Origin of the sequence: Kitasatospora sp. NPDC058492 (assembly GCF_042720685.1) — a bacterium.
In the GTDB taxonomy this organism is placed as follows: domain Bacteria; phylum Actinomycetota; class Actinomycetes; order Streptomycetales; family Streptomycetaceae; genus Kitasatospora.
This window is the reverse complement of the sequence record NZ_JBHXMU010000010.1, coordinates 84,662-107,392: the sequence shown is the minus strand read 5'-3', so window position 1 is coordinate 107,392 and position 22,731 is coordinate 84,662. Positions and strand designations below refer to the sequence as shown.

The following is a 22,731-nucleotide window of genomic DNA, read 5'->3' as shown; positions in this document are numbered from 1 at the left end:
CGGGTCGGTAGGCTCCCTGACATGGAGCATGAGGTTGTCGTCCCGATGCCCGCCGAGTTGGTGCGGCAGGCCTTGCAGGATCCGGCTCTGCTGGCCCGTAGCGTGCCGGGGCTGAGCACCGAACCGGCCGCGGTCGGCGCAGGGCCGGCGGAGGAGATCGGCGGCCGGCTGAAGCTGCGGATCGGCGGCTCCACCATCACATACAAGGGCGTGCTGTCCCTGATCGAGGGACGCGAGGGCGTGCTGACCGTGTTCGCCGAGGGCCAGGAGGCCCGCGGCAGCGGCGAGGCGACCGCCACCGTCCGGGTCAGCGTCGCGGACGGCGCCGAGGACGGCACCGCGGTGGTCCGCTTCACCGGCGACCTGAGCGCCACCGGCCGGCTCACCGAGTTCGACGAGGAGACCCTCGACGCCGCCGGGCGGCGCCTGCTGGACCGGTTCGCCACCGCGCTCGCCTCCCCGGACGCCGAGCCCGAGCCGGAGAGCGAGAACGACGGCGAGGGCGACCCGGAGACCGGCAGCGAAGCCGAGGCCGGGACCGACGCCGGCGTGGTGTTCATCGAGGAGCACCAGGACCAGCCCGGCGACGACCTCGACGACGACCTGTCCGACCTGATCGCCTTCTCCGACGCCGACGCCGAGCGCTTCGGCCTGCCCACCGGCGGCGGCGACGAGGACGGGCCCGAGGAGGGCGTCGCCGAGGAGCTCCCCGCCGAGCCGCTCTTCGAGTACGAGGAGGAGCCGGCGGGCGGCGGCCCGGTGCGCCGCAGCATCGTCGGCCGCTCGGCCGAGGAGGTGGACCACGCGCCGCCGCGCGGGCGGTACGCCCCGGCGCTGCCGGCCCGCAGTGCCCGGGCCCGGGCGGCGTCCCGGTGGGGCGGCGAGGCCGGCGGGATCGTGGTGCCGGGTTCGGGCGGCCGCAGCGCGGTGCCGTGGGTGATCGGCGGCGGGGTCGCGCTGCTGGGTGGCGCCGTGGTGCTGGTCAGGGCCTTGCGTCGGCGCTGACCGGCGGGAGAGGGCCTAGACTGGACGCTCATGAGCAACGACCGCGACGCCCTGCTGGCACAGATCAAGGACAAGGCCGTCGTACACGGCAAGGTCACCCTTTCCTCCGGCAAGGAGGCCGACTACTACGTCGACCTGCGCCGGATCACGCTGGACGGCCAGGCCGCCCCGCTGGTCGGTCGGGTGATGCTGGACGCGACCTCGCACCTGGAGTACGACGCCGTCGGCGGTCTGACCCTGGGCGCCGACCCGGTGGCCGCCGCGATGCTGCACGCCGCCGCCGCGCGCGGGCGTGAGCTGGACGCCTTCGTGGTCCGCAAGGCGGGCAAGGCGCACGGCCTGCAGCGCCGGATCGAGGGCCCGGAGGTCAAGGGCCGCCGGGTGCTGGCGGTCGAGGACACCTCCACCACCGGTGGCTCGGTGCTGACCGCCGTCGAGGCGCTGCGCGAGGCGGGTGCCGAGGTGGTCGGCGTCGCGGTGATCGTGGAGCGCGGCGGCGCGGCCGCGGTCGAGGCGCAGGGCCTGCCGTACGTGACCGCCTACGACCTGGACGACCTGGGCCTCTGAGCCCGGCCGGACCTGACAGCACGAAGGGGCCGGGTCCTGTTTCACGTGAAACGTGAGACGGGACCCGGCCCCTTCGCGTGTGCTGCGCGAAGCCCCGGTGCTCAGCCGCGCCGGTGGCGGCCGCCGCTCTGCACGGCGTCGGCCTCGGTGCTCTCCACGGCGCCGCCGGCCTTCCGCTTCTTGCGCTCGCGCAGGACCTCGATCAGGATCGGCGAGATCGAGAGCAGGACGATCAGCAGCACCGCCGGGATCAGGTACTTGTCGATCACCGGGGCGAGCGCGTCGCCGAAGAAGTAGCCGATCAGCAGCATGGACTCGGTCCAGAGCACGCCGCCGACGACGTTCCACAGGAAGAACGTCCGGGCGGGCATCTCCAGGGTGCCCGCGACCGGGTTGAGGAAGGTCCGGACGATCGGCATGAAGCGGGCCAGCACCACGGCCTTGCCGGGCCCGAACTTGTTGAAGTACTCCTCCGCCTTCATCACGTACTCGCGGCGGAAGATCTTCGACTCGGGCTTGTCGAACATCTTCGGCCCGACCTTGACCCCGATCAGGTGCCCGAGCTGGGCCCCCGCGACCGCGGCCACCGGGGCGCCGACGAGCAGGACGGCGATCGGCAGCTTGGCGCCGTCGCCGAGCACCGACGAGGCGGCGTTCGACGCCGCGACGCCGGCGATGATCAGCAGTGAGTCACCCGGGAAGAAGAAGCCGACCAGCAGGCCGGTCTCCGCGAAGATGATCGCGATCAGCCCGATGGCGCCGACGGACGAGATCAGTGATTTGGCGTCGAGAAGGTTGACGGCCAGCTGGTTGTAGTCCACGGCCGCAGGATAGCTGGCCGTTCTGTCCGGAGGCTTCGCCCGGCAGGTGTATCCGGTGTCCGCCGAACGTCGTAGGAGCGGGCCGTCCGCGTCGTCGCCGGCGACGGTCCGACTGGCGGGCTCCTGCTGACCTGCGGGCACGAGTCTGGGAGGATGGCACGGGCGTCCGGTCCGCAGCGGCACACCACCCTCATTGCCGTACCGCGGAGGTCGCTCGAACCTTGGTGCCGGAGAGCCACACCGCAGCGCCGCGCGTCGGCGGCCGGCACGGAGTCGTACCGAAGGCGTACACAGCGTCGGACAGCACCGTCCGTACGCCGCAACCCGACAGGAGCGGATCGCATGCCCATCGCAACTCCCGAGGTCTACAACGAGATGCTGGACCGGGCCAAGGCGGGCAAGTTCGCCTACCCGGCCATCAACGTCACCTCGTCGCAGACGCTGCACGCCGCACTGCGTGGTTTCGCCGAGGCCGAGAGCGACGGCATCATCCAGATCTCGACCGGTGGCGCGGAGTTCCTGGGCGGCCAGCACAACAAGGACATGGTGACCGGCGCCGTGGCGCTGGCCGAGTTCGCGCACATCGTCGCCGCCAAGTACGACATCACCGTCGCGCTGCACACCGACCACTGCCCGAAGGACAAGCTGGACGGCTACGTCCGCCCGCTGCTGGCGGTCTCCGCCGAGCGCGTGGCCAAGGGCCAGAACCCGCTGTTCCAGTCGCACATGTGGGACGGCTCGGCCGAGACCCTCGCCGACAACCTGGCGATCGCCCAGGAGCTGCTGGCCCAGGCCGCCGCCGCCAAGATCATCCTTGAGGTCGAGATCACCCCGACCGGCGGCGAGGAGGACGGCGTCACGCACGAGATCAACGACGAGCTGTACACCACCGTCAACGACGCCGTGCGCACCGCCGAGGCGCTGGGCCTGGGCGAGAAGGGCCGCTACCTGCTGGCCGCCTCGTTCGGCAACGTGCACGGCGTCTACAAGCCGGGCAACGTCGTGCTGAAGCCGGAGCTGCTGCGCGAGCTGCAGGACGCGATCGGCAAGCAGTACGGCAAGACCGACCCGTTCGACTTCGTCTTCCACGGCGGTTCGGGCTCGACCGCGGCGGAGATCGCCACCGCGCTGGAGAACGGCGTCGTGAAGATGAACCTGGACACCGACACCCAGTACGCCTTCACCCGCCCGGTCGTGGACCACATGTTCCGCAACTACGACGGCGTGCTGAAGGTCGACGGCGAGGTCGGCAAGAAGAACACCTACGACCCGCGCACCTGGGGCAAGCTCGCCGAGGCGGGCATGGCCGCCCGCGTGCTGGAGGCCGCGCAGCAGCTGCGATCGGCCGGCAACCGCCTGAAGTGAGCCCGGCGGCCGGGCTGAGCCCGGCCACCGTGTGAACGCGGATGCGCCCCCCGGTGGACTTCACCGGGGGGCGCACCTGTGTTGTGGGTCTGCTGCCTCGGCAGCCGTGCGGGTCTACTGCTTCAGCTCCGCGTACGCCTCCGCGCTGCTGTCCTTCAGGAACTGCCAGCAGCGGGCCTCCTCCTCGGTGTCCTTGATCGCGCCGGCCGCCCGTGCGAGCCCCGCCAGGCAGCGCAGGAAGCCGCGGTTGCCGCGGTGCTCCCACGGCACGGGGCCGTGGCCCTTCCAGCCGTTGCGACGCAGTGCGTCCAGGCCGCGGTGGTAGCCGGTGCGGGCGTAGGCGTAGGACTCGACGTAGCGGCCGGCCGCGTAGGCGTCGTCGGCGAGCATCGCCCAGGCGAGGCAGAAGGTCGGGAAGTCGGCGGCCACCTGGGTGGGTGAGGCCGATTCCTCCGCCAGCATGCGGTAGGGCTGCTCGTCCTCCGGGAGAAGGGTCGGGTCGGGGCCGTCGAGAAGATTCCGGTGAATCGCCATGCAGGCAGTCTGCCACCCGAGACGCCAGGGTCAACCGCCGTCCCGGGATCGGCGGCGGCCGCCGGGCGCCTGCATACCCGGTATGTGGACATTCACCCGTTCGCCATGTCAGGGTGTCGATCATGCCCGCAGCCAGATCCGCCGCCAGGAGCAGCAGTGCCCGCGGCCGCCGACGCCGCCGGCCGCCGCGCCGGCTCGGGCCCGGCATGCTCGCGGCGCTGGTCACGGCGGTGGCGGTGCTGGGCGGTACGGCGGTCGTGCTGACCCGCTCCTCGGACGCGCCCGACGGCGGGCCGACCGCCCAGGCGCGGATCGCCCCGCCGACCGAACAGGCCCCCTCGCCCGCCGGCCCGACACCGACCCCGACGCCGACCGACACCCCGAGCGAGCCCCCCGCCCCGCCCTCGCCGCCCGCCCCCACCACGCCCGACCCCGGCCCGGCCAAGGGCGCGGGCACCTTCAGCATCGCCGCCGCCACCGCCCAGCCGGTCGGACGCGGCACCGTGCGCCGCTACCGGGTGGAGGTCGAGGACGGCATAGGCATCGACGCCGCCTCCGCCGCCGCCCAGATCCACGGCTTCCTCGGCGACAAGCGCGGCTGGACCAACGACCGCAAGAACGGCTTCCAGCTGGTCGCCGGCGGCGGGTACGACTTCACCGTGAAGATCGCCTCGCCGGCCACCGTGGACCGGATCTGCGGCGCCTCCGGCCTGGACACCCACGGCGAGGTGAACTGCAACGTCGGCAACCAGGTGCTCGTCAACTCCAAGCGCTGGAACACCGGTTCACCGCAGTTCAGCGGCCCGCTCGACGAGTACCGGGCGCTGATCATCAACCACGAGGTCGGCCACCGGATAGGCCACGGGCACGAGACCTGCCCCGGCCCGGGCAAGCCGGCGCCCGCGATGATGCAGCAGATCTACGGGCTCAAGGGCTGCGAGCCGAACGCCTGGCCGTACTCGGAGAACGGCACCTACCTCAGCGGGCCGTCGGTGCCGTAGGACGCCCCCTGAAGCGCGGCTACCCGAGCACCGGCAGGTACTCCCGCAGGTCGCTGCGCTCGCCGGAGGCGGAGACCGCCGCCGCGTCCACCGCGGCCGCCCAGTCGGCCCGGCCGGTGGCCAGCCGGATCCAGGTCAGCGGGTCGGTCTCGACCACGTTCGGCGGGGTGCCCCGGGTGTGCCGGGGGCCCTCGACGGCCTGCACGACGGCGTACGGCGGGATCCGCAGCTCGACCGCGCCGCCCGGCGTGCGGTCGGCGAAGGCGTCGGCCAGCAGCCGGGTGACGGCGGCGACGGCCTGGCGGTCGTGCGGGAAGCCGTCGAGGCCGAGCGCGGCGGCCAGGTCGTCGGCGTGCACGACGGTCTCCACCAGCCTGGTCACCAGCATGTCGGCGAGGGTTATCGAGCCGAGTCGGATCTCGAACCGCCGTACCGGGTCGGCGGCTTCGGGCCGGTCCAGCAGGCCGGTCAGCGCGTCCGCCGCCCGGGTGAAGGCCTGCGCCACCGAAGCCGCGTCCCCGCCGAAGTCGCCGGCGGCCCTCGCCCGGGCCTGCTCGTCGAGCAGCGGCGCGACCGTGCCGACCGCGGCCACCCACCCCGGCAGGTCCAACGGCGCCCGCCCCTCCAGCGGATCGTCGAGGTGCTCGGGGACGAAGTCGAGCTGGACGGCGAGGTGCGCGATCAGCTCGCGGACCGTCCACTCCCCCAGCCTGGTCGGCCGGGCCAACCACTGCTCGGCGTCCGGGCGTTCACAGAGCTGCCGGACGGCGTCGCGCAGCGCGCCGGTCTGCGCCGCGAGCGCGGTGCGCACCTTCTGCGGCTGGTAGGTACGGGGCTTGGGGGGCATGGCCCTCAACATACGCCGAGGGGCGGACAGCCCCGCCTGCACCGGGGTGCGGACAGCCCCGCACACGCCGAAGGGCGGACGGCCCCGTCGGACCCTCCGCCCCTCGAACCGTGCGGGTCAGGCGAGCAGAGCCTCGATGACGCCGGTGTGGGCGTCCTTCAGCTCGGCCAGCGAGACGGTGAACTGGCCCTGGACGTCCAGGGATTCGCCGTCCACGACACCGATGCGGGTGGCCGGCAGGCCGCGCGCGGTGCACATGTCGTTGAACCGGAGCTCCTCGCTGCGCGGCACCGCCACGACGGCGCGGCCGGCCGACTCGGAGAACAGGAACACGAACGGGTCCGCGCCCTCGGGCACGATGATCCGCGCGCCGTGGCCGCCCTTGAGGCAGCTCTCCACGAGCGCCTGGCCGAGGCCGCCGTCGGAGAGGTCGTGCGCGGCGTCGATCATGCCGTCGCGCGAGGCGGCGATCAGGATGTCGCCGAGCAGCCGCTCGCGCTCCAGGTCGACCTTGGGCGGCAGACCGCCGAGGTGGTCGTGGACCACCTGCGACCAGGCCGAGCCGCCGAGCTCGTCCGCGGTGTCGCCGAGCAGGTAGAGCAGCTGCCCCTCCTCGGCGAAGGCGGCCGGGGTGCGCCGGGTGACGTCGTCGATGACGCCGAGCACCGCGACCACCGGGGTCGGGTGGATGGCGACCTCGCCGGTCTGGTTGTACAGCGAGACGTTGCCGCCGGTGACCGGGGTGCCGAGCACCAGGCAGGCGTCGGCCAGGCCGCGGGTGGCCTCGGCGAACTGCCACATCACGTCCGGGTCCTCGGGGGAGCCGAAGTTGAGGCAGTCGGAGATCGCGAGCGGCTTGGCGCCGCCGGCCGCGACGTTGCGGTAGGCCTCGGCGAGGGCCAGCTGGGCGCCGGTGTACGGGTCCAGCTTGGTGTAGCGGCCGTTGCCGTCGGTGGCGACCGAGACGCCGAGGTTGGTCTCCTCGTCGATCCGGATCATGCCCGAGTCCTCGCCGACCGAGAGCACGGTGTTGCCGAGCACGTAGTGGTCGTACTGGTCGGTGATCCAGGACTTGGAGGCCTGGTTCGGGGAGCCGGCGACCTTCAGCAGGTCGGCCTTGAGGCCCTCGCCGGTGGTCGGGCGGGCCAGCCGCTCGCCGGTGGGGGCGTCGGCCTGCAGCGCGTCCTGCCAGCTCGGGCGGGCGTACGGGCGCTGGTAGGTCGGGCCCTCGTGGGCGACGGTGCGCGGCGGCACGTCGACGACGAGTTCGCCGTGCCAGAAGATCTCCAGGCGCTCGCCGTCGGTCACCTCACCGATGACGGTGGCGATGACGTCCCACTTCTCGCAGATCTCCAGGAAGCGGTCGACCTTGCCGGGCTCGACGATGGCGCACATGCGCTCCTGCGACTCGCTCATGAGGATCTCCTCGGGCGAGAGCGTGTTGTCGCGCAGCGGCACGGTGTCCAGCTCGACCCGCATGCCGCCGGAGCCGGCGCTCGCCAGCTCCGAGGTCGCGCAGGACAGGCCGGCGCCGCCCAGGTCCTGGATGCCCTTGACGAGCTTCTCCCGGAAGATCTCCAGGGTGCACTCGATCAGGAGCTTCTCCTGGAACGGGTCGCCGACCTGGACGGCCGGGCGCTTGGTCGGCTTGCTGTCGTCGAAGGTCTCGGAGGCGAGCACGGAGACGCCGCCGATGCCGTCGCCGCCGGTGCGGGCTCCGTACAGGATGACCTTGTTGCCGGCGCCGGAGGCCTGCGCGAGGTGGATGTCCTCGTGCTTCATGACGCCCACGCACAGCGCGTTGACCAGCGGGTTGCCCTGGTAGCAGGAGTCGAAGACGACCTCGCCGCCGATGTTCGGCAGGCCCAGGCAGTTGCCGTAGCCGCCGATGCCCGCGACGATCCCGGGCAGCACCCGCCGGGTGTCCGGGTGGTCGGCCGCACCGAACCGCAGCGGGTCCATCACGGCGACCGGGCGGGCGCCCATCGCGAGGATGTCGCGCACGATGCCGCCGATGCCGGTGGCCGCGCCCTGGTAGGGCTCGATGTACGACGGGTGGTTGTGCGACTCGACCTTGAAGGTCACGGCGTAGCCCTGGCCGACGTCGACCACACCGGCGTTCTCGCCGATGCCGACGAGCATCGCGTCCGAGTCGGGCTTCTTGTCGCCGAACTGCTTCAGGTGGACCTTGCTGCTCTTGTACGAACAGTGCTCCGACCACATGACCGAGTACATCGCGAGTTCGGCGCCGGTCGGGCGGCGGCCGAGAATCTCGCGGATGCGCGTGTACTCGTCCTCCTTGAGGCCGAGTTCGGCCCAGGGCTGGGCGACGTCCGGGGTCTGCTCGGCGTTCTTGACGGTGTCGAGGCTCATCAGGCGTTCACCAGCTGCTTCAGGACGGAAGTGAAGAAGCCCAGGCCCTCGACGGTCGGACCGGTGAGCGGCTCCACGGCGTGCTCCGGGTGCGGCATCAGGCCGACGACATTGCCGGCGGCGTTGGTGATGCCGGCGATGTCGCGGTACGAACCGTTCGGGTTACCGCATCCGTCAGCGGCATCGCCGCGGGCCACGTAACGGGCCACCACCCGGCCCTCCGCCTCCAGTTGGTCCAGGACGCGCTCCTCGGCGACGAACCGGCCCTCGCCGTTCTTCAGCGGAACGACGATTTCCTGGCCCGCCGAGTAATCCCGGGTCCAGGCGGTACCGGTGTTCTCGATGCGCAGCTTCTGGTCGCGGCAGACGAAGTGCAGCGAGTCGTTGCGGGTGAGCGCGCCGGGCAGCAGGTGCGATTCGCAGAGCACCTGGAAGCCGTTGCAGATACCGAGGACCGGCATTCCCAGCTTCGCCTGCTCGATGACGGTGTCCATCACGGGCGAGAAGCGGGAGATCGCGCCGCAGCGCAGATAGTCGCCGTAACTGAATCCGCCCGGCAGGACGACGGCGTCGACCTGGTGGAGATCCTTGTCACGGTGCCAGAGCGCGACCGGCTCGGCGCCGGCCAGGCGGACCGCGCGCTGGGCGTCACGGTCGTCGAGGGAGCCGGGGAAAGTGACGACGCCAACGCGGGTGGTCACTTCGCCGCCTCCTCGACGCGGACGGTGAAGTCCTCGATCACGGTGTTGGCGAGAAAGGTCTCGGCGGCTTCGCGGATACGGGCGAGCGCGGCGTCGTCGACCGGGCCCTCCACTTCCAGCTCGAAACGCTTGCCCTGGCGGACGTCGGCGATCCCGGTGAATCCGAGACGGGGCAGTGCACGCTGCACCGCCTGGCCCTGGGGGTCGAGGATCTCCGGCTTGAGCATGACGTCGACTACGACGCGTGCCACTGGCACTCCCGGTGGTGTCTTCGGTGAGGCGGGGGAACTCCAGACTACCGGGGGTTTCGGGCGGGATTGCTGGCCGGGGCAGGCGACGCGCGTAGACCCGAGACCCTTACGCGGCAAGGGATCCACGCCCGTGAACCCCCGGCCGGGCCGTGCGGTTTCCACGGATTCGGCCCCCGGAACGAGAACACCCGAAGAACACCCGAATACGGCACTCCGGGACAGATCGACCCGTCCCGCACTCCGGTATCCGGCACTCCGGCGAAGACACGTGAATATCCGGAAAAGAATGCCGGACTCTTCGATTTCGACCCCCTTCGGGTGCAGAATAGGGCCACCTGTCGCGGCAAGTGCTGCGTATCCGGCGGGCCACCAGGCCTGCCCGTATGCGCTTGCGCGAGTGGTGCACATCAGGCCCCCGGACGCACCCCGCGGACCGGCGGCCGAATTGCCCGAGAGGATTGACACCCATGGCTCAGCGTGTAGTTGTCACGCTCTCCGACGACCTGGACGGCGGCGCCGCGGCGGAAACCGTCCACTTCGGCGTCGACGGGAAGTCGTACGAGATCGACCTGTCCGTGGACAACGCGGAAAAGCTGCGGGAGGCCCTCGCTCCGTTCGTCGCGGCCGGCCGCCGCCAGAGCCGCACCGGAAAGTCCTTCCGCCGCACCGCGCTCACCCCGGACCCGGCCGCGGTGCGCGCCTGGGCCCTGTCGCGCGGCATGGAGCTGCCGGCCCGCGGACGCATCCCCAAGCACGTGTACGAGCAGTTCGCCGAGGCGAACTGACCGCCCCGGGCACCCCGGTCGCCCCGCCCGCCTGGACCGAAAGGGTGGGGCGACCACCCCGAACGATGCTGTAGAGTAATCCTCGTCGCCGCAACGGAGAGATCCGAAGAGGCGGCGGGTGCCCCACCAGGCACCGTGCGGACGTGGCTCAGTTGGTAGAGCATCACCTTGCCAAGGTGAGGGTCGCGAGTTCGAATCTCGTCGTCCGCTCGCAGTGCGCGAGCACAGCACAACTCCATAGTTAGACCTGCGGACGTGGCTCAGTTGGTAGAGCATCACCTTGCCAAGGTGAGGGTCGCGAGTTCGAATCTCGTCGTCCGCTCCAGAACGAAAGGCCCCCTCGATCGAGGGGGCCTTTCGGCATTCCCGCACCACCTTGATCCCGGGCCCATGACATTTGTCATCGCCGACCCGTGGATCTCCACCGCCGGCTCATGACGGCGCGCACTGCCCGCCCGACCGGGGAGGCGGAAGGCTTGAGCCATGGAAACGAGCCAGCCCCTGCGCCCCGGCGACAGCGTGATCGAGGTCACCGACCTGCACCGCCACTACGGCACCGGCACCACCGGCTACCACGCCGTCCGCGGCATCGACCTGACCGTCGGCCGCGGTGAGCTGTTCGCCCTGCTCGGCACCAACGGGGCTGGCAAGACCTCCGCCATGGAGCTCATCGAGGGCCTGGCCGCCCCGTCCGGCGGCACCGTCCGGGTGCTCGGCCACGACCCCCACCGGGAGCGCGCCGCCGTCCGCCCGCGGATCGGCATCATGCTCCAGGAGGGCGGCTTCCCCGGCGACCTCACCATCGCCGAGACCGGCCGCAGCTGGGCCGGCATGACCAGCGGCGCCCGCCCGGTCGACGAGGCCCTGGAGCTGGTCGGCCTCGGCCACCGCCGCGACGTCCGGGTCAAGCAGCTGTCCGGCGGCGAGCGGCGCCGGCTCGACCTCGCGATGGCCCTGCTCGGCCGCCCCGAGGTGCTCTTCCTGGACGAGCCCAGCACCGGCCTCGACCCCGAGGCGCGCGCCGCCGTCTGGCGGCTGGTCCGCGAACTGCGCGCCCAGGGCACCACCGTGCTGCTCACCACGCACTACCTGGAGGAGGCCGAGGAGCTCGCCGACCGGCTGGCCATCATGCACGGCGGCCGGGTCGTCACCACCGGCACCGTAGCCGAGGTGATCGCCGGCCGGCCCTCCCGGATCAGCTTCGACCTCCCCGAGTTCACCGGGACCGCGCTGCCGGTCCTCGCCGGGGCCGAGATCGCCGTCGACGGCCGCAAGGTCACCGTGCAGACCGGCGGCCTCCAGCGCACCCTCTTCGAACTGCTCGGCTGGGCCCAGCAGCACGGGATCGCGCTCGGCTCCCTGGACGCCCGCAGCGCCTCGCTGGAGGAGGCCTTCCTCGCCATCGCCTCCGAGGCCGCCCACCAGGCCCCGCCCCAGTCGCCTGCCGCCCCCACCGCCCGCACCGCCCGCCGCCGCCTGATCGGATCCGCCCGATGACCACCGCCACCGCCGCCAAGACCGCCGCCGGCCCGCAGAGCACCACCGCCCGCCGGCTGCTCTCCCTCGGCCGCGCCGAGGCCACCCTGCTGCTGCGCAACCGGGCCGCCCTGTTCACCGCGCTGCTGCTGCCGCTGCTGCTGATCGCCGGCCGGCGCAACATGCTCAAGCAGCAGGCCGAGTCCCACCCCGGACTGGACGTCGACACGCTGCTGATCACCGGCACCATCGGCGGCATCCTCGCCTTCGTCGTCTACTACAACCTGACCGCCGCGTACGTCGCCCGCCGCAACGAGCTGGTGCTCAAGCGGCTGCGCACCGGCGAGGCCCGGGACATCGAGATCCTGGCCGGCACGGCGGTGCCCTCGGTGAGCCTCGCCCTGATGATGTGCGCCGTGGTCGGCGTCGGCGCAGCCGCCCTCCTCAAGCTCAGCACGCCGGTGAACCCGCTGCTGCTGGCCGTCGGGCTGGTCCTGAGCATCGCCGTCTTCATCGCACTGGCCGCCATCTCCAGCGCCTTCACCAAGACCGTCGAGACCGCCGGCATCACCACCCTCCCGGTGCTGCTGGTCTCCCAGTTCGGCTCCGGCCTGCTCATCCCGCTGGAGATCATGCCCCCCGGGCTGGCCGACTTCTGCCGCCTGCTGCCCACCACCCCGGCCTTCCAGCTGATCCGGATCGGCTGGACCGGCAGCGACGGCTCGGCCGCCGCCACCGGCTTCGCCGGCACCTGGTCCACCGCCGCCCCGCACCTGGTGACCGGCGCCGTCTGGCTCGGCCTGGCGGTCTGGGGCGCGGTGCGCTACTTCCGCTGGGAGTCGCGCCGCTGACGCCCCGGCGGGCGCCCTCTCTGGAAGTGCGAAGGTCAGACCCCCGTTCCGCCTCTGATATGAAGGTAGCGACACGATCTTGATCGATACGGGGAGCGATTCGATGGCCGTCCAGGGGCCGGTTCGCAGATGGAAGGGCTTCGGCAAGCCCCAACGCGCCGAGCTGTACTTCCGCTGGTCGCTCTACATGGTGGCCTGGTGTATCGTTCCGGTGAACCTGGTGCTCAGCGCCTCCTCCGTCGCGAACCTCGACCGGTCGGTCGGCGCCGTCCGGGTCACCCTGGTCGTCTCGCTCGCCTCCACCCTGCTCTGCCTCCGGGCGTTCCGCACCTCGCTCGACCACTACCTGCACCGCCCCACCGAGCACCTGCGCTGGCTGATCGTCAACAGCGCGCTCTCGGTCGCCGGTTCCTGGGCCGTCCTGCTGCTGGGCCCGTCCGCCGCCGAATCCGGGCAGCCCGGAGGGACTCCGTTCACCGCGGCGATCGCCATCGCCATGCTGTGCGCCGCCATCGGTCCGATCAGCGTGGGCCTGCCCCTGCGCCAGGTCTTCCCCGCCGGACTCGGCCTGATCCTGCTGACCGCCCCGGCGATGCTGCTGACCGGGGTGAGCCCCGCCACCACGGCCGGACTGGCGGTCGGGGCGGCGATCAGCCTGACCGCCCTCGTCGGCACCTGCCGCAGCTTCGCCTGGGTGACCGCGATCATCTGGGAACTGGAGACCGCCCGCGAGGCCCAGTCCCGGCTGGCCGTCGCCGAGGAGCGGCTGCGGTTCTCCCGCGACCTGCACGACGTGATGGGCCGCAACCTCACCACCATCGCGCTCAAGAGCGAACTCGCCGTCCAGTTCGCCCGCCGCGGGCGCCCGGAGGCCGCCGACCAGATGGCCGAGGTGCAGCGGATCGCCCAGGAGTCGCAGCGCGAGGTCCGGGACGTCATCCGCGGCTACCGCACCGCCGACCTGCACGCCGAGGCGATCGGCGCCCGCGCGGTGCTCCGCAGCGCCGACGTCGCCTGCGAGATCGACCTCGGCGAGAACGCCGACCAACTGCCGCCGCCGATCCAGTCGGTGCTCGGCTGGGTGATCCGCGAGGCCACCACCAACGTGCTGCGGCACAGCGAGGCCGCCCACTGCCTGATCCGGCTGGACCTCCAGGACGGCCGCGCCGTCCTGGAGCTGGAGAATGACGGGGTGCCCGCCGTCCCGCTCCCCTCGCAGGGCGGCGGCACCGGACTGCGCGGCCTGCGCGAGCGGCTGGCCGCCCACGACGGCGAACTGACCATCCCCGAGACCGCCCAGGGCACCTTCCGGATGCTCGCCGCCGTACCGCTCTGACCCGCACCCACCGACGGAGGACCGCCCGATGACCGACCCCGCACCCGTGCGCGTCCTGCTCGCCGACGACGAGCACCTGATCCGGGGCGCGCTGGCCGCGCTGCTCTCCCTGGAGGAGGACATCACCGTGGTCGCCGAGGCCGGCTCCGGCCCGGAGGCGCTGGCGATGGCGCAGGCCCACTGCCCGGACGTCGCGGTGCTGGACCTCCAGATGCCCGGCAAGGACGGCATCGAGGTGGCCACCGAACTGCGCCGGCTGCTGCCGGACTGCCGCTGCATGATCGTCACCGGCCACGGCCGCCCCGGCTACCTCAAGCGGGCGCTGGAGGTCGGGGTGCGCGGCTTCCTGCCGAAGACCGTCTCGGCGGCCGACCTGGCCGGCATCATCCGGACCGTCCGGGCCGGCGGCCGGTACGTGGACCCGGAGCTGGCCGCGGACGCGATCAGCGCGGGCGAGACCCCGCTCACCCCGCGCGAGACGGACGTCCTGGAGCTGGCCGCCGACGGCACCTCGATCACCGAGATCGCCGAACGGGCGGCGCTGTCCCCCGGCACCGTCCGCAACTACCTGTCCTCGGCGGCCGGGAAGCTGGGCGCCGAGAACCGGCACGCGGCGGTGCGGATCGCCCGCGAGCACGGCTGGATCTAGGTCCGGGCACCGGCTCGCGGGCGGCCGGGCGTCAGGCCCAGGCGGTGCCGGTCAGCCGCTCGTACACCTCGATGTACTTGGCGCGGGTCTGCTCGACCAGCTCGGCCGGCAGCTCCGGCGGCGGCTGCTCGCTGTAGCGGTCCCAGCCGGAGGCCGGGGAGACCAGCCAGTCGCGGATCAGCTGCTTGTCGAAGGACGGCTGCGAGCGGCCGGGCTGCCACTCGTCGGCCGGCCAGTACCGGGAGGAGTCCGGGGTGAGCACCTCGTCGCCGATCAGCAGCTCGCCGTCCAGCAGGCCGAACTCGAACTTGGTGTCGGCCAGGATGATGCCGCGGTCGCGGGCGATGTCCCGGGCCCGGCCGTAGACGTCCAGGGTGGTGCGGCGCAGCTGGGCGGCCAGGTCGGCGCCGATCCGGCGGGCGGTCTCCTCGTAGGAGACGTTCTCGTCGTGCTCGCCGACCTCGGCCTTGAGCGCCGGCGTGTAGATCGGGGCGGGCAGCTCGGAGCTGTTCTCCAGGCCCTCCGGCAGGGCGATGCCGCAGACCGTGCGGTTCTCCTGGTACTCGGCCAGGCCGGAGCCCGCCAGGTAGCCGCGGGCGACCGCCTCGACCGGGACCATGTCCAGGCTGCGGCAGATCAGCGTGCGGCCCTTCCAGTCGGCGGGGGCGCCGGACGGGACCTCGGTGGAGATCACGTGGTTGGGGACGATGTCGGCGATCCGCTCGAACCACCACAGGGACAGCTGGGTGAGGACGCGACCCTTGTCGGGGATCTCGTTCGGCAGCACCCAGTCGTGGGCGGACATCCGGTCGCTGGCGACCATGACCAGCTCGCCCGACTCGGTCCGGTAGAGGTCGCGCACCTTGCCGGTGTGCAGGTGGACCAGGCCGGGCACCTGGACCGGCTCGGGCTTGGTGACAAATCCGCTCAAGGTGTCTCAGTCCTCAGGGGTCGTTCGCGGGCGTGGGGCGCGCGAAAGGGGAGGTCACTGCCCCCGCAGTCTTTCACGAACCCCCGAGGCCCCGTTTCTGGCCGAGGGCGGCCCCGCTCCGGCCGAGGGCGGCACCGTTCCTGCCGGGGGCGGGCTCGTTCTTGCCGAGGCGGTCGAGCAGGTTCGCGGTGGCCCGCTGGATCCGCTCGTCGGTGAGGCCGGGGCGGCCCAGCGCGGGCGACCAGGCGAAGGTGCCGGCCGCGAACACGTACGCGCCGCTGGGCGCCCGGTACAGCGAGGTCTCCTGGTAGCGGGTGCGGCCGCCGAGGTCCTGGTACGGCGAGTGCGCGAGCAGCACCCGCTCGGTGTGCTCGGGCAGCGCCACCTTGGGGTAGTAGCGGTCGGCCTCGCCGGCGACCAGGCCGGGCAGTTCGTCGCCCTCCTGCAAGCCGGTGCCGTCCCAGAGCCAGTGCGCGGTGTGCCGGGCGATCAGCGGGACGGGCGCGGCGACCCGGCCCGAGTACTGCAGGCCGAGCACCTGCTGCTCGGGCTCGCCGGCGTCCCGCCACAGCGCGCTGGCCGAACCGGGCACCCCGACGGCCGGGTTGCCCGGCTGGACCTTCTGCCGCTTGCGGCAGTTGAGCAGCCGGTTGGGTTCGCCGGAGGCGGCGGCGGTCAGCTCGACCCGCCAGTACATGGTGTTGGCGGACAGGAACACCAGCGAGGTGCCGTCGTCCCTGGCCTGCTCGACGGCCCGGCGCATCGGCTCGGACCAGTACTCGTCGTGGCCCGGGAAGATCAGCGCCCGGTGCCGCCCCGGGTCGACCAGGCCCGCGTGCAGGTCGGTGGCGGTGGCGTAGGAGAGGTCGTAGCCGTAGCGCTCGGCCCAGCGGATGAAGTCGTACGCGTGGCCGACGTGCAGCGGCAGCCCGGCGGTGGCGTGCGGGCGGTCGAAGGAGACCGTGACGGCTGCCTCCGGCTCGCCGACCAGGCCGCCCCGGCCGTCCCAGGCGTGGTAGAGGCTGGCGCCGCTGCGGCCGTCCTCGGGGAACAGGTTGTAGGCCTGCCAGGTCACGTCCGGGACCACCAGGAGCAGCTCGGCGGCGTGCTCCCGGTCCTCGAAGTCCCGGACGGTGAACGGGATGTGGCTGCGGTGCAGCATGTCCGCGGTGGTCAGCACGGCGACGTACGCGCCGGGCTTCCAGTGCACCGGGATCTGCAACCGCCAGGAGTGCCACCAGTGGTGGCAGGAGACCGTCCGCTCGACCACCAGCGGGGCGGGCTGGGCCAGCCCGGCGATCAGCGGGCTGGACGTCATGTGGCGGGCGCCGTCGCCGCCGTAGTGGCCGATCCGCCAGACGTCCACGGTGAACTCGCGGGGCGGGTTGACGGTGACCCGGAAGTCCACCGAACCGCCGGGGCGGATCACCCCGGCCGAGGCGAAGCCCTTGATCTGCTGGTCCACGTCGTTGGCGCTCTGCGGGGTGCCGACCGGCGGCTTGGGCCGGGCGCCGACCGCCAGCGGCCGCTGGCCGGGCGCGTCCACCGAGACGTACCAGGGGACGGCGCCCTCGGCGCCGGCCAGGTACTGGTCCGGGCTGCGCAGCCAGGGCAGCGGGCCCTGGCCGAAGGGGTCGGAGACGCTGTAAGCGTGCGTTCCGGACTCCCAGCGGCGGTTGAGTTCCGTGCCCACGCGCCCCTCCCAGGTGCACTTCCGCCCGGTTGGCACGTGCCCCCCGGATGTGCGTGCGGTCTAATACACCACAGAGTGCTGGCGCTCCGTCACCCTGTGGTCGCAATTGGTGCCGGGAATCTCACGCCCTCCCCCGGCCGGGCCTCCGGCCTGCGAAGACGGCCGCCCGCCGGTCGGTTTGGGGGCGCGCGCCGGAGCGCCGAGCGCCGCCTGTCCGGCTCACAACCGGACGGGTTTCTCCAGACGGACGTCGGCGGCGTCCAGCCAGGCCCGCAGCGGGCCGTCCTGGCCCTGCTCGACGGCCTGGGCGACCGGCCCGGCCAGGTCGGTACGGCGGATCCCGCCCAACAGCAGCACCGGACCGTCCAGCCAGTCCAGGCCGGGCGCGCCGCCCGCGGTGTCCACGGCGGCGCAGCAGACCATCGCGGTGACGTGGTCGACCAGCAGGTCACGGCCGCTGCGGGCGGTTTCGAGCAGCGGGGCCGGGGCGGTCGTGCGGGCCAGCTGGGCGGCCAGCGCGGCGGCCAGCTGCTCCCCCTCGCCCTCGGCGAGCCGGACCAGCAGCCGGGTGAGCGTCGGGGAGCCGGGGCGGGCCTGCGGGGCGAGCCGGTCCAGGGCGGTCTGGAGGGCGGCAGCACGGGCCCGCCAGCCGGCGTCCACCACGTCGGCCGGGTAGTCGGTCCACTCCAGCTCGTGCCAGGCGCCGGCGGCCGGGCTGCCGAAGAACAGCTCGGCGGCGAGCCGGGAGACCGCCCGGTCGACGGTGCCGGGCTCCTCCAGCAGGTCGCAGGCGGGGCGGTCGCCGAGCCGGGTGCCGTAGCCGTCGGCCAGGCGGTCGCGCCGGGACAGCTCGGTGAGGGCGGAGACGACGCCGGCGTTGAGGTGGGCGGGGTGGCGGCCGAGCCGCCAGGCGGGCAGCGCGACCCGGGTGAGCAGCCGGTCCCAGCCCGCGTAGGCCAGGCCGACCTGCTCCTGGGCGGCGATCCGCAGGCCGTAGTCGACCGTCCTGGCCTGCTCGGAGGCCCAGCTCGCGACGGAGCGCTCCAGCTCGGCGGCGTGGCCGCGGCAGGCGCCGAGCAGCCGACGGGTGATCCCGCGGGTGATCCGCTCGGCGAGCGCGGCCGGACCGCGGCGCTCCGGCCGGGGCGGGCCCGCCAGGGTGCCGCCGCCGAGGCCGGGGGCGGCGCTCCGGCCGGAGTCCAGGCTGGCGTCCAGGCTGCGCAGGAAGCGGCGGGCGGCGGCGATCTCCGGGTCGGCGGAGGCCGCGGTGCCGGCCACCACGGGGGCGAGCAGGGCGCGCAGTTCGCCGGCCCGCATCCACCACAGGAAGGGCGAGCCGATCACCAGGACCGGACCGGGCGGCTCGGGGTGCGGCCGCAGCGGGCGGGCCCGCCGCGCCTGCGGCACGTCCTCCAGCCAGCTGTCGCAGTCCGGGGTGAGGGCCACCGCGGAGGGCGCGGGCACGTCCAGCCGGTCGGCGAGTTCGTCGATCAGCCGGTACAGCTCGGGCGCCTCGACGCGTTTCAGCGGGACGGCCGGGGTCCGGGGCGGGACGGCCCGGTGGTAGGCGCGGGCGGTCAGCCCGGCCACCAGGAGGGTCAGCGCGGCCACTGCGCAGACCGCCCAGCGGGCGGCGTCCCACCCGGCGGCGTCGGAGGAGCCGGGTGCGCCGATCCGCCCGGTGAACCGACCCGCGAGCAGGACCACCGCGACGGCGGCGGGCATGACGGCGGCGGCCAGGGCGAGACCTCGGACCCGCAGGACCGCCTGGGCGTGAGCGCGCGCGGTGTCGACTGCGGCCATACGGTGCGGCACCCCCTTCGGAGCCCTCGGGCGCCCGGCGACGGGCCCTGAGCCGACTCGAAACGATCAGTTCCGACCGGGAAGCGGAGGCGTCCGATCCCCGGTAGTGCATGCTGTGTGGCGCTTCTGCCATGTTCGACGCACCGGCCCGGGTGGGTGTTCCGGATCGCCCCGGTTTCCACTCGTCCCGGTGACACCGCCCGGATTCCGGACGGTCACGACCGGTCCGGTGCGAAGCACCCGGGCACCCGCCCGGCCGGACGCCGTCCAGCATCCCCCCGTGGGAACACCGCTACCCGGCGGCGACCCCGGCGCACGGCCACGTCGCACTGCGATCCAGCGCACCATAAGGCCGGGCGCCCGGCTACGTCAGCCGGATGCGGGTGCTGTCACCCGATGGGCTGGAATCCGACCGCCGAACGGTGCGCCGGCCCCCGGAGTCACTCCCGCCCCGGAAACGCCGCAGGGCGCTGCGTCCATGGGGGGAAATCCCACGGTGCGCGGCGCCCTGCGGGCGGAGGCGGGGCAGGGCCTACTCGGTGGCTGCCTTCAGGGCGATGTCGGTGCGGTGCTGGCCGCCCTTGAGGGTGATCCGGTCCACGGCGGCGTACGCGCGGTCGCGCGCCTCCACCAGGTCGGCGCCGGTCGCGGTGACCGACAGGACGCGGCCGCCGGCGCTCAGCACCCGGCCGTCCTCGTCGGCCCTGGTACCGGCGTGCAGGACGAACGCGGTGCCGTCGGCCTCGGCCTCGGCCAGGCCCTCGATCGGGTCACCGGTGCGCGGCGCGGCCGGGTAGCCCTCGGAGGCGACGACCACGGTGACGGCCGCGCCCTCGTCCCAGCGCAGCGGCTCCAGCTGGTCCAGGGTGCCGGTGGCGGCGGCCAGCAGGACGGCGGCCAGCGGGGTGCGCAGCCGGGCCAGCACGACCTGGGTCTCCGGGTCGCCGAAGCGGGCGTTGAACTCGATCACCCGGGTGCCGCGCGAGGTGAGCGCGAGGCCCGCGTACAGCAGGCCGGAGAACTCGGTGCCCCGGCGGCGCAGCTCGTCGACGGTCGGCTGCAGGACGCTCTGCTGGACCTCCTCGACCAGCCCGGCGGGCGCCCACGGCAGCGGCGAGTAGGCACCCATGCCGCCGGTGTTGGGGCCCTCGTCGCCGTCCAGCGCGCGCTTGAAGTCCTGCGCGGGCTGGAGCGGGACGACGGTGGTGCCGTCGGTGATCGCGAACAGCGACACCTCGGGGCCGTCCAGGTACTCCTCGATGACCACGCGCTCGCAGGAGGCGGCGTGCTCCAGCGCGGCCGCGCGGTCGGAGGTGACCACCACGCCCTTGCCGGCGGCCAGGCCGTCGTCCTTGACCACGTACGGCGCGCCGAAGGCGTCCAGCGCCTCGGCGGCCTCGGCAGGGGTGGTGCAGACGTAGGAGCGGGCGGTGGGCACGCCGGCCCCGGCCATCACGTCCTTCGCGAAGGCCTTGGAGCCTTCCAGTTGGGCGGCTTCGGCGGACGGGCCGAACACCGGGATGCCGACCGCGCGCACGGCGTCGGAGACGCCCGCGACCAGCGGGGCCTCCGGGCCGACGACGACCAGGGCGGCGCCGAGCCGCACGGCCAGGTCGGCGACCTGCGCGCCGTTCAGCTGGTCGACCGGGTGGACCGTCGCCACCTGCGCGATCCCGGCGTTGCCCGGGGCACAGTGCAGCTCGGAGACAGCGGGATCTTGGGACAGAGAGCGGCACAGGGCGTGTTCGCGGGCGCCGCCGCCGATGACGAGGACCTTCACGCTTGGCAAGGGTAGTCGGTGGCCAGTTCCGGCCGCTCTCCGGTCCCGTCCGATCCTCCAGTCGGGGAGGTCCGTACGCCGAGGATGTCGGAGAAACCTCCAACTCGGACCGGCTCGGTGCGCACCGGGTGCCCGAGTCAGGACGGCGGGTCACCGGCCCCTCCCTCGGACGGGTGAAATCTCGCCGCCCCCCGCATCCCTTCCACCTCGGGCTCCGGTGGCCGAATCCGGTAACGATCACCGGGGAAGCGACCCCATGGTCAGCCATTTGGCGGTAAGAAGTGCTGTTGGACAACCAACGGCAGACGCCGCGTCAGCCGATGGACCGCCAGACCGCCAGACCCAGCAGTCCGCCCGCCACAGGGAGCCCCACAGGTGAGCCAGCCGGAAATGCAGCCCGAGGAGAGTGCCTGGGGCAAGGAGATCGGCGAGGAGGACCCGCCCGCCGCGACCATCGCCCGCCAGGCGTCCACCCGCCGACGGACCGATCTGAGCACTCGACAGTTCCCCCTCGGGGACTGGGGCGAGCCGGCCGAGCGCCTGGAGGAGCTGTACCGCTGGTCCGAGGAGCGGGCGGTCGAGGCGATCGAGTGGTACCGCAAGGACCGGATCTGGAAGCGCCGCTGGGCGCGCCTGCTGCGGTTCGGCACGGCCGGCTTCGCGGTGGGCGGGGTGACCGCGCCGCTGGTCGACCTGACCGGCGCGGTCTCGCACGGCACCAGCTGGGGCTACGTCGGCCTGGCCCTCGCCGCCGCCTGCTACGGCACCGACCGGGTGTTCGGCCTCACCTCCGGCTGGATGCGTGACGTCAGCACCGCGCAGGCGCTGCAACGCCGGCTGGAGGCCTTCCAGTTCGACTGGGCGTCGGAGTGCGTGCGCGAGGTGCTCGGCCCGACCGAGGGCACCGCGGGCGAAGCCGCCGAGCGCTGCCTCGGCGTGCTGCGCCGGTTCTGCGAGGACGTCTCGGACATGGTCCGCACCGAGACCTCGGAGTGGATGCTGGAGTTCCGCGCGTCCATGACCCAGCTGCCCACCCAGGCCCCGGGCACCTGGGGCGGGCGCAGCGAGAGCGGGGTGGGCGCCCAGGTGCGGGTGCTGCCGCCGCCGGGCACCCGGCCCACCATGCCGCGCCAGCGGCCGCCGGAGGGGCCGCTGCGGTAGCGGGCGGGCTGATGCGGCGGGCGGCGCCTCGGGCGGAAGGCGGCCGGGTGCCTCAGGCGAAGACCACCATCGAGCCCTGGGCGAGGCTGCGGGTCGCCGCCGCGTACAGGCCCGCCCAGGCGTGCCGCTCGCGGGCGAAGGGGTGCAGGTCGTCCAGCGGCGGCCCGAACGGCTGCTCCAGGCCGGTCGGGCCGAGCGGCCGGGTCGGGCCCGGCGGGTTGAGCGGGTCGAGGCCCAGCGCCGGGGCGACGGCCTGCAGTTCGCGCAGCAGCCCGTGGCTGGAGCCGAGCGGACCACCGGAGGCGAGCAGTGCGTCGTCCACCAGCGGCGCCGGGAACTCTATCGGCACGTAGGCGCCCGCGTGGTCGAAGTGCCAGACCAGGTGCGACTGTTCGGCGCTGCTCTCGAACATCTCCAGCAGCTGCTCGTAGTCGCCGCCGAGCGAGTCCACCGGCGTGATGTCCAGCCCGGTGAGGCCCAGCAGGTAGGCGCGGCGCAGGAAGTGCAGCGAGTCGTAGTCGAAGGCGGCTATCGGCTCGACCGCCCCGCTCAGCCCCGGCACGTACTGGTAGACCGGCACCTCGGGCAGCCCGCGGGAGGCCAACACCGAGTTGTAGAGGGCGAGATCGTCCCTGAAGGGATTGTCGGGGCTGTGGCTCAGCACGTCCACGAGCGGGACGAGCCAGAGGTCGCAGGCCATGGCCGGCAGTTCCTCTCCGGGCGGCGGGGTCGCCCGCAGGACGGGACGACGACGGGGGCGGGGTCGGTACCCGGACGGCCGTTGTGCGGGACGCCCGGTTC

Annotated in this window: 21 protein-coding genes and 2 tRNA genes; 12 read left to right on the top strand and 11 right to left on the bottom strand. The window is 73.2% G+C overall.

All coding sequences use genetic code 11. From position 1 onward, the window contains the following. Positions 1 to 21 precede the first annotated feature (21 nt). Positions 22 to 1,005 carry an SRPBCC family protein gene (locus tag ACFWPI_RS09780; protein ID WP_380369822.1) on the top strand — a complete coding sequence of 328 codons (984 nt, stop codon included), beginning with the start codon at positions 22 to 24 and terminating at the stop codon, positions 1,003 to 1,005. Positions 1,006 to 1,035: 30 nt separating this feature from the next. Next, positions 1,036 to 1,572, top strand: coding sequence for an orotate phosphoribosyltransferase (pyrE, locus tag ACFWPI_RS09775; RefSeq protein WP_063348526.1), 537 nt, complete (start codon positions 1,036 to 1,038; stop codon positions 1,570 to 1,572). A 101-nt stretch (positions 1,573 to 1,673) separates the two neighbouring features. Here the strand turns inward: pyrE and ACFWPI_RS09770 are convergent, their stop codons facing one another. Next, on the bottom strand, positions 1,674 to 2,393 hold the full coding sequence (locus ACFWPI_RS09770; protein WP_079135742.1) for a DedA family protein: 720 nt from the start codon (positions 2,391 to 2,393) through the stop codon (positions 1,674 to 1,676). A gap of 342 nt (positions 2,394 to 2,735) precedes the next feature. On the opposite strand from ACFWPI_RS09770, the gene fbaA reads away from it, so the two are divergent. Then, positions 2,736 to 3,758 carry a class II fructose-bisphosphate aldolase gene (gene fbaA, locus ACFWPI_RS09765; RefSeq protein ID WP_063348525.1) on the top strand — a complete coding sequence of 341 codons (1,023 nt, stop codon included), beginning with the start codon at positions 2,736 to 2,738 and terminating at the stop codon, positions 3,756 to 3,758. A gap of 114 nt (positions 3,759 to 3,872) precedes the next feature. On the opposite strand, the gene ACFWPI_RS09760 is transcribed toward fbaA, so the two are convergent. After that, a complete protein-coding gene (locus ACFWPI_RS09760; RefSeq protein WP_063348524.1) occupies positions 3,873 to 4,292 on the bottom strand; it encodes a DUF3151 domain-containing protein in 420 nt (139 codons plus the stop codon). Positions 4,293 to 4,414: 122 nt separating this feature from the next. On the opposite strand from ACFWPI_RS09760, the gene ACFWPI_RS09755 reads away from it, so the two are divergent. Then, positions 4,415 to 5,293: a DUF3152 domain-containing protein gene (locus ACFWPI_RS09755; protein WP_380369818.1), complete on the top strand. Its 879-nt coding sequence runs from the start codon at positions 4,415 to 4,417 to the stop codon at positions 5,291 to 5,293. Positions 5,294 to 5,312: 19 nt separating this feature from the next. Here ACFWPI_RS09755 and ACFWPI_RS09750 read toward each other — a convergent pair whose 3' ends face one another. The 4 genes from ACFWPI_RS09750 to purS all read right to left on the bottom strand — a co-directional run bounded on the left by ACFWPI_RS09750 (position 5,313) and on the right by purS (position 9,465). Then, positions 5,313 to 6,140, bottom strand: coding sequence for a sterol carrier family protein (locus ACFWPI_RS09750; protein WP_380369815.1), 828 nt, complete (start codon positions 6,138 to 6,140; stop codon positions 5,313 to 5,315). Between the two features lie 117 nt (positions 6,141 to 6,257). Continuing rightward, the gene (gene purL / locus ACFWPI_RS09745) at positions 6,258 to 8,513 is read right to left on the bottom strand and encodes a phosphoribosylformylglycinamidine synthase subunit PurL (RefSeq protein WP_380369812.1); all 2,256 of its coding nucleotides are present in this window, start codon (positions 8,511 to 8,513) and stop codon (positions 6,258 to 6,260) included. Then, positions 8,513 to 9,214: a phosphoribosylformylglycinamidine synthase subunit PurQ gene (purQ, locus tag ACFWPI_RS09740; RefSeq protein WP_363579827.1), complete on the bottom strand. Its 702-nt coding sequence runs from the start codon at positions 9,212 to 9,214 to the stop codon at positions 8,513 to 8,515. The genes purL and purQ overlap by 1 nt, the downstream gene beginning before the upstream one ends. Next, complete coding sequence (purS, locus tag ACFWPI_RS09735) at positions 9,211 to 9,465, bottom strand: phosphoribosylformylglycinamidine synthase subunit PurS (protein WP_045692676.1); 255 nt, start codon at positions 9,463 to 9,465, stop codon at positions 9,211 to 9,213. The genes purQ and purS overlap by 4 nt, the downstream gene beginning before the upstream one ends. Before the next feature lie 467 nt (positions 9,466 to 9,932). Between purS and ACFWPI_RS09730 the strand changes: the two genes are divergently transcribed. The 7 genes from ACFWPI_RS09730 (at position 9,933) to ACFWPI_RS09700 (ending at position 14,562) form a co-directional block, all read left to right on the top strand. Further along, positions 9,933 to 10,250, top strand: coding sequence for an Lsr2 family protein (locus tag ACFWPI_RS09730; protein WP_063348519.1), 318 nt, complete (start codon positions 9,933 to 9,935; stop codon positions 10,248 to 10,250). Positions 10,251 to 10,387: 137 nt separating this feature from the next. Further along, positions 10,388 to 10,460: transfer RNA gene (locus ACFWPI_RS09725), tRNA-Gly, on the top strand. A 39-nt stretch (positions 10,461 to 10,499) separates the two neighbouring features. After that, positions 10,500 to 10,575, top strand: a tRNA-Gly gene (locus ACFWPI_RS09720). 158 nt (positions 10,576 to 10,733) lie between these two features. After that, the gene (locus ACFWPI_RS09715; protein WP_380339112.1) at positions 10,734 to 11,747 is read left to right on the top strand and encodes an ABC transporter ATP-binding protein; all 1,014 of its coding nucleotides are present in this window, start codon (positions 10,734 to 10,736) and stop codon (positions 11,745 to 11,747) included. Then, positions 11,744 to 12,577 (top strand): ABC transporter permease, encoded by an 834-nt coding sequence (locus ACFWPI_RS09710; RefSeq protein ID WP_063348517.1) that lies wholly within the window; start codon positions 11,744 to 11,746, stop codon positions 12,575 to 12,577. The genes ACFWPI_RS09715 and ACFWPI_RS09710 overlap by 4 nt, the downstream gene beginning before the upstream one ends. Positions 12,578 to 12,680: 103 nt before the next feature. Continuing rightward, on the top strand, positions 12,681 to 13,913 hold the full coding sequence (locus ACFWPI_RS09705) for a sensor histidine kinase (protein ID WP_380369807.1): 1,233 nt from the start codon (positions 12,681 to 12,683) through the stop codon (positions 13,911 to 13,913). Positions 13,914 to 13,941: 28 nt separating this feature from the next. Beyond that, the gene (locus ACFWPI_RS09700) at positions 13,942 to 14,562 is read left to right on the top strand and encodes a response regulator (RefSeq protein ID WP_380369805.1); all 621 of its coding nucleotides are present in this window, start codon (positions 13,942 to 13,944) and stop codon (positions 14,560 to 14,562) included. A gap of 31 nt (positions 14,563 to 14,593) precedes the next feature. On the opposite strand, the gene ACFWPI_RS09695 is transcribed toward ACFWPI_RS09700, so the two are convergent. From ACFWPI_RS09695 to purD, 4 genes are all read right to left on the bottom strand, one after another. Beyond that, complete coding sequence (locus ACFWPI_RS09695; RefSeq protein ID WP_063348514.1) at positions 14,594 to 15,493, bottom strand: phosphoribosylaminoimidazolesuccinocarboxamide synthase; 900 nt, start codon at positions 15,491 to 15,493, stop codon at positions 14,594 to 14,596. Positions 15,494 to 15,566: 73 nt separating this feature from the next. Then, positions 15,567 to 17,186: a N,N-dimethylformamidase beta subunit family domain-containing protein gene (locus ACFWPI_RS09690; RefSeq protein ID WP_380369800.1), complete on the bottom strand. Its 1,620-nt coding sequence runs from the start codon at positions 17,184 to 17,186 to the stop codon at positions 15,567 to 15,569. A 219-nt stretch (positions 17,187 to 17,405) separates the two neighbouring features. After that, positions 17,406 to 18,989: a hypothetical protein gene (locus ACFWPI_RS09685; RefSeq protein ID WP_380369798.1), complete on the bottom strand. Its 1,584-nt coding sequence runs from the start codon at positions 18,987 to 18,989 to the stop codon at positions 17,406 to 17,408. A gap of 532 nt (positions 18,990 to 19,521) precedes the next feature. Further along, the gene (gene purD, locus ACFWPI_RS09680) at positions 19,522 to 20,769 is read right to left on the bottom strand and encodes a phosphoribosylamine--glycine ligase (RefSeq protein WP_063348512.1); all 1,248 of its coding nucleotides are present in this window, start codon (positions 20,767 to 20,769) and stop codon (positions 19,522 to 19,524) included. 375 nt (positions 20,770 to 21,144) lie between these two features. Between purD and ACFWPI_RS09675 the strand changes: the two genes are divergently transcribed. Next, entirely contained in the window at positions 21,145 to 21,930 is a 786-nt protein-coding gene (locus ACFWPI_RS09675) for an SLATT domain-containing protein (protein WP_363619432.1), read from the top strand. Positions 21,931 to 21,982: 52 nt separating this feature from the next. Here the strand turns inward: ACFWPI_RS09675 and ACFWPI_RS09670 are convergent, their stop codons facing one another. Then, positions 21,983 to 22,630: a hypothetical protein gene (locus ACFWPI_RS09670; RefSeq protein WP_063348510.1), complete on the bottom strand. Its 648-nt coding sequence runs from the start codon at positions 22,628 to 22,630 to the stop codon at positions 21,983 to 21,985. Between the last annotated feature and the right edge of the window lie 101 nt (positions 22,631 to 22,731).

Excerpts from the sequence above, each read along its gene's own strand:
- ACFWPI_RS09685 (WP_380369798.1), bottom strand. The coding sequence starts at position 18,989 with ATGGCCGCAGTCGACACCGCGCGCGCTCACGCCCAGGCGGTCCTGCGG.
- fbaA (WP_063348525.1), top strand. The coding sequence starts at position 2,736 with ATGCCCATCGCAACTCCCGAGGTCTACAACGAGATGCTGGACCGGGCC.
- ACFWPI_RS09670 (WP_063348510.1), bottom strand. The coding sequence starts at position 22,630 with ATGGCCTGCGACCTCTGGCTCGTCCCGCTCGTGGACGTGCTGAGCCAC.
- ACFWPI_RS09760 (WP_063348524.1), bottom strand. The coding sequence starts at position 4,292 with ATGGCGATTCACCGGAATCTTCTCGACGGCCCCGACCCGACCCTTCTC.
- ACFWPI_RS09715 (WP_380339112.1), top strand. The coding sequence starts at position 10,734 with ATGGAAACGAGCCAGCCCCTGCGCCCCGGCGACAGCGTGATCGAGGTC.
- ACFWPI_RS09780 (WP_380369822.1), top strand. The coding sequence starts at position 22 with ATGGAGCATGAGGTTGTCGTCCCGATGCCCGCCGAGTTGGTGCGGCAG.
- pyrE (WP_063348526.1), top strand. The coding sequence starts at position 1,036 with ATGAGCAACGACCGCGACGCCCTGCTGGCACAGATCAAGGACAAGGCC.
- ACFWPI_RS09730 (WP_063348519.1), top strand. The coding sequence starts at position 9,933 with ATGGCTCAGCGTGTAGTTGTCACGCTCTCCGACGACCTGGACGGCGGC.
- ACFWPI_RS09750 (WP_380369815.1), bottom strand. The coding sequence starts at position 6,140 with ATGCCCCCCAAGCCCCGTACCTACCAGCCGCAGAAGGTGCGCACCGCG.
- ACFWPI_RS09705 (WP_380369807.1), top strand. The coding sequence starts at position 12,681 with ATGGCCGTCCAGGGGCCGGTTCGCAGATGGAAGGGCTTCGGCAAGCCC.
- ACFWPI_RS09710 (WP_063348517.1), top strand. The coding sequence starts at position 11,744 with ATGACCACCGCCACCGCCGCCAAGACCGCCGCCGGCCCGCAGAGCACC.
- ACFWPI_RS09700 (WP_380369805.1), top strand. The coding sequence starts at position 13,942 with ATGACCGACCCCGCACCCGTGCGCGTCCTGCTCGCCGACGACGAGCAC.
- purL (WP_380369812.1), bottom strand. The coding sequence starts at position 8,513 with ATGAGCCTCGACACCGTCAAGAACGCCGAGCAGACCCCGGACGTCGCC.
- ACFWPI_RS09755 (WP_380369818.1), top strand. The coding sequence starts at position 4,415 with ATGCCCGCAGCCAGATCCGCCGCCAGGAGCAGCAGTGCCCGCGGCCGC.